Source organism: Flavobacterium gelidilacus DSM 15343 (genome assembly GCF_000422685.1).
Lineage (GTDB): Bacteria > Bacteroidota > Bacteroidia > Flavobacteriales > Flavobacteriaceae > Flavobacterium > Flavobacterium gelidilacus.
Genome location: NZ_AUGN01000040.1, coordinates 1 through 3,112, shown reverse-complemented (window position 1 = coordinate 3,112; position 3,112 = coordinate 1). Strand labels below are relative to the sequence as shown.

4 protein-coding genes are annotated in these 3,112 nt (G+C 28.9%); all 4 read right to left on the bottom strand.

The genetic code is table 11. The features are described from left to right. Positions 1–227 precede the first annotated feature (227 nt). Genes G507_RS0109615 through G507_RS0109600 form a run of 4 tightly spaced genes read right to left on the bottom strand, consistent with a single transcriptional unit; the run spans position 228 to position 2,950 of the window. On the bottom strand, positions 228–647 hold the full coding sequence (locus G507_RS0109615) for a lipocalin family protein (RefSeq protein ID WP_026717278.1): 420 nt from the start codon (positions 645–647) through the stop codon (positions 228–230). Between the two features lie 11 nt (positions 648–658). Further along, entirely contained in the window at positions 659–1,084 is a 426-nt protein-coding gene (locus tag G507_RS0109610) for a hypothetical protein (protein WP_157496563.1), read from the bottom strand. Between the two features lie 4 nt (positions 1,085–1,088). Next, a complete protein-coding gene (locus G507_RS0109605; protein ID WP_026717276.1) occupies positions 1,089–2,060 on the bottom strand; it encodes a hypothetical protein in 972 nt (323 codons plus the stop codon). After that, entirely contained in the window at positions 2,045–2,950 is a 906-nt protein-coding gene (locus tag G507_RS0109600; RefSeq protein WP_026717275.1) for a hypothetical protein, read from the bottom strand. The genes G507_RS0109605 and G507_RS0109600 overlap by 16 nt, the downstream gene beginning before the upstream one ends. Positions 2,951–3,112: the final 162 nt, after the last annotated feature.

The window sequence follows — 3,112 nt, the reverse complement described above, 5'->3', positions numbered from 1 at the left end:
CTTTCTCTGTTACACTAAATAAAATTAATAAAAGAGATATAAAAATAGTTATTGTTTTCATTTTTTTCTCGGTTTTTTGGCAATGTTTGCTAACGTCCTGCAGCTTGTAGCAGTAGCGGTTTAATATACCAAAAGTTTTGGTTAATCACGAACCATTACAAGTACAAAAACGACTTTCAGTTATGCCCAAAAGCCGCTATTGTTACAAACTGTGGTTAGCAAACGTTTTATAATTTACTAAAAATACTGATTTCTTTAATTAATACACCTGATTCATTGTATGTTTCTGTAATTTGCATTTCATTATTTGTTAGAGTAGTTACATTTAGTTGTTCGTTTATATTATTAGTTGTTGTAAATAATATCGAATTTGAGAAATTATAAGCACCTTCGTCTTCAATTTCCATTTCACAATTATCATAGAAATATATGCTTTGAAAAGTATTATCAGAATTAAATTCTACATAGTTAGGACACTGAGTAATATGCTCATAAATTTCGGTTTCAATTAAAAGATTATTTTCATAATAATCTATTTTTAATAGTTTCCATTTTCCAATTATTGATACAATTTGGTTATCAGGTTCGTTTTCAGGAGTGCAACTAAATAAAATCAAAATCAGAGAAAATGTTATAATTTTTTTCATAGTTTTTAAATTTAAGGTAATATATGAGCGTTTATATAATCTTCTTCCGAAATGTTAAATTCATAAACACCGTTGTTATTTAAAATAAATTTTTCACTTGGTAGAAAGGGTGTTTTTTGGTCTGCAAACCAATATTCAGGATTGTCAAATTGACTACATAAATAACCTTTACCGTTTGGGAAAGTTATTTTAAGCATGTCAAAATTACAATTGTATGTATACCCAGTAAATGAATCTTCACTATAACTACAGTCTAAACCACTCATTGATGGTTCTATGATGCTATTGTCAATAATAGCTCCAGAAAAATAAACGGTAATAGTAATTGATTGATTTGTGTTATTTTTTAAAGAACAACTGTAAGTAGATGTTCTACTTGGGTCTACACAACTAATTAACAACGTAGTTAATAAATATATTATTAATTTTTTTTTCATGTTTCTATTCATTACAATAATTAAAAGCATATTGATTAAAAAGTTCATCTACAAAACCCGAAGTAGTATTTGTGTGCATGTTTTTTATTCGCTCTTTTAATCCATGCAAACCTCTCGATGTATTTAAAGATTGTTGAAGTTGTTGTATAGTATAACCTGCTGTTCTGTCAATAGGCTGATTTCCAGGTAAAGCTAATAAATTTTGATTAATTGTGTCAATCAAATCTATAAATAGTGGAGAATATTCATCTATTTTGTCAAAGCCACCTGTGCCATCAATCGTGTGTCTTTGATAATTTCTATTGTAAAATGAAAGATTAAAGTTATTAAAATTATAAACAGGATTACTTGTCAATAAATTATATCTATGATTTGTAATGACTGTTTCTACACAAGTAGCCCAGCTTTCTCGAATTAATTTTCTTTCGCATGTCGGAATGTTAATAAAAAATAGAGGATCCATTCTGTAATGGCTAGCATGTGCCATTTCATGAGTAACTGTTCCAAAAATATCTATTGATGATTTGTGATTCCCACTATTGTCCTTCCTCCCAATTCTAATTTCAGAAACTAAAGAACCCGTCACAGGTAATGGTAAATCAAACATATTTGAGTTTGAACTATTCCATTTACCACATATTTTTAATTTTTCACTAAAAAAACTTGAACCTCTTGGACTATGCATGCCAAAATTAAACATTGCGCGAGTAAAATAATCTCTAGCTGCATTATGAATAAGCGAATAAAAATGACTATGGGAACCCTTTGTAAAGTGTTGATTCCAGCACTCTCTTTTATGTGTGCGATGACCTCGGTGTTTTGCATCCCAAAATACTGTACCTGCTTTAACTACAAATTTTCTGTTATTATTTTTAAACCAAACCGCATATTTTACTCTTTTTGTTCTTGTACTACTAGTTTGAAATTGACCGTTTTGGTTTGTATATGCTTCTCTAATAACTAGCCCCCCCCCCATTTCCTTACTTTAATTTTGGCATCCCAAACCCCAACATTTATATTAACTGCATCTTCTTGTGTAGTTACAGTTCCACATGGATTCCATTTACTTCTTCTAGCAAAAAAATCAGGAGCATCATAATCATCTTCATTAAAATTAATTACTAATTGTTCTAGGTTTAATCCACGATTTTGTGCTTGTTGCCATGTTAAAGTTTCTGTTTCTCCATTTGGATTAACAAATTGATACAGTAGATTTTCTTTTTCTTCTTCTAAGTTGTCAGATATTTTTAATGCTTCTGTATTTAAGTCATGAAAAAAATCTACTTTTTGCATATCATATTCAGATGCATTGTCATCAATTTCATCCTCTTTAGTAAAATGTAGATTGGCAATTACTTCATATTCAATTTCAGAAGGAATATTATAGTCTATAGGTACTACAGAATAATAATGAGTAAAATTAGTATTTGACATATCAGCCGCTTGATATTTTTCTCCATCAGTTTCTATAACATACTCAAAAGGGATGTCCGTTACAGAAAGTATTGAGTCATTTACTAATCTTTCATATTGTATACTATCTCTTGGAGTAAATTTATAATAATAATGAGTTGTATTGATAATATAATCATTACCTGAATAGTTATTTGTTTCGTTATTTGTTCTATAATGTTGACCATTTCCTGGGAATTGCTTTGCAGTTGAATTGTTTTTTATATTTTCATATGCTTTTTGCATATTCTCGATAGTAAAAGCAATTTTCATTTTCATTCCTAACTTAATGTTTTCTCCATTTGTCTGATTTCCTTCTAGCGTTCCACTATTATTAAAATCATCATTAACACAAGCTACTGACAGAAGAGCTACAACCAGTGTAAAACTCCATAATTTGATTCTTTTTTTCATAGATTTTTAATTTTTGTTAAACTTTTTTTAAATTCAATTATTCTCCATTTTTGGTTCAAATGTTTGCTAACGGTTCGCGGCTTTATTTCAGTTTTGCTGATTGATAACCAAGCCTTAACAAATATAGACAAATTTTAGATTAAAAAAATTCCAAAATAGAAA

Bases quoted from the DNA above. Each gene is read 5' to 3' on its own strand.
- G507_RS0109605 (WP_026717276.1), bottom strand. From the start codon at position 2,060: ATGGGGGGGGGGCTAGTTATTAGAGAAGCATATACAAACCAAAACGGT.
- G507_RS0109600 (WP_026717275.1), bottom strand. From the start codon at position 2,950: ATGAAAAAAAGAATCAAATTATGGAGTTTTACACTGGTTGTAGCTCTT.
- G507_RS0109610 (WP_157496563.1), bottom strand. From the start codon at position 1,084: ATGAAAAAAAAATTAATAATATATTTATTAACTACGTTGTTAATTAGT.
- G507_RS0109615 (WP_026717278.1), bottom strand. From the start codon at position 647: ATGAAAAAAATTATAACATTTTCTCTGATTTTGATTTTATTTAGTTGC.